Origin of the sequence: Zooshikella ganghwensis DSM 15267 (genome assembly GCF_000428585.1) — a bacterium.
Classification (GTDB): Bacteria; Pseudomonadota; Gammaproteobacteria; order Pseudomonadales; family Zooshikellaceae; genus Zooshikella; species Zooshikella ganghwensis.
This window is the reverse complement of the sequence record NZ_AUAF01000364.1, coordinates 1-1,484: the sequence shown is the minus strand read 5'-3', so window position 1 is coordinate 1,484 and position 1,484 is coordinate 1. Positions and strand designations below refer to the sequence as shown.

Sequence of the window (1,484 nt, the reverse complement as noted above, 5' to 3'; positions counted from 1 at the left end):
ATAAAAAATAAGAGACTCTCTGCTGGTTGGGATCATGAATATTTAATGAAGCTAATTTGTTCGGTGTAAATTTATATGCGATTGCCCTGGACTTTTACGCGTCCGTATTCATCGGTGTAGATTTCTTCGCCAGCCGGTCCTGTTACAACGGCAGTTTGTTTACCTAGCATTTTAGGAGCTTTGTGCCGTTGCTGAGGACGGTATTTTGTTGTTTTAGGTATGAAAACGCCACGTGAACGATAATAGGCGCCATCACCTACAGCATATTCATCAGAGCCTTGGGGTTGGCGACCTTCATGCACAACTTGAGTAATAATGTAGGCTTGATTAACTTCTTTAACTGGGTGGTCTTCAATTGCTGCTGTAAAACCGGGAATCATCGTGCGATAAGTGCCGCCTACCGTAACAATGGTTTTCTTGACTTGATGCATTTCACAGCGAATTTGGGCATAACGCTGTCCTGCTTCTATCGTCTTATAATTCCCTGGATAAATATGCTCAACTGTTGTGGGGTCACCCAGTGTATGCTCAACTTCGAGGTTTAACCGTGGTTTATGAAAGTTATAGTCCCGCATCACCACCTTACCGATGGTATCGTTTTGACTGTATTTCACAGTATCTAGACAAGCACCATCAGGTACCATACCGGTTTTCATATGAAAACTCAGTGTGTCACCAACAATTGGCGCTAAACTTTCATTACGGTCTACAAAAATAAATTTATGGCTGTCTGCAGTATGCTCGAAGTAATAAAAAATACCTTCTTTTTCCAGCAGGCGGGCAATAAAATTGAGGTCAGATTCATTAAACTGCACAATATAGGTTTCTTTTTCATAATCGTCTGTTAGCCGAAACTCGAAATCGATACCCTTTTGCAGCTCTGCACGAATGAGAACTTGCTCAACAATTTCAGGAACCGTGTGTTTTTGATAAGTACGACAGTCTTCTCGATATTGAAGAAACCACAGTTTAGGTACAACTTTTACGTGGTATTCGGTATAACGGTTGCCAGGGCTGGCTTCAGTTAATGAAGCAACCATACCGTGAATCACGCGGTCTTCTTCCTCACCACGAATGGTGATACAGGCAGGCTTACGAATAAGGTTGAGATTCCCTAATTCAGGATGGCGACTCATTAAGCTGATTTCTATACTGTAAGGGTCAAAAATCCCTTCAGCGCCATTGATCTCTGTGACCATTAATTCGGCATGGCAGCCAGAGATATCCAACAAAAATAAACTACGATTAGCACCCAACTTCATGACATCTCCTTACCAAAATTCACTGGATGCTATTGTATGTAAAAGGCAGGCAAGGCTTAGTAATGTACATCACAAGGCTACGATATGTAACAGATTAGGTTAAGATCGTTACTTAGATTTAGTTAACTCCCCCTTATGTCAGGATAGTTGTCGCCTCACCTGAAGTAAAAATCTAAAGAAAGGGGCGCAGGTGAATGATGAGTGAAGCGCGTATCAAAAGAA

Annotated in this window: 1 protein-coding gene; it reads right to left on the bottom strand. The window is 41.8% G+C overall.

Going from position 1 to position 1,484, the window contains the following annotated elements; translation table 11 throughout:
- Nucleotides 1-71: 71 nt before the first annotated feature.
- On the bottom strand, nucleotides 72-1,262 hold the full coding sequence (locus F607_RS0126990; RefSeq protein ID WP_027710467.1) for a type VI secretion system Vgr family protein: 1,191 nt from the start codon (nucleotides 1,260-1,262) through the stop codon (nucleotides 72-74).
- Nucleotides 1,263-1,484: the final 222 nt, after the last annotated feature.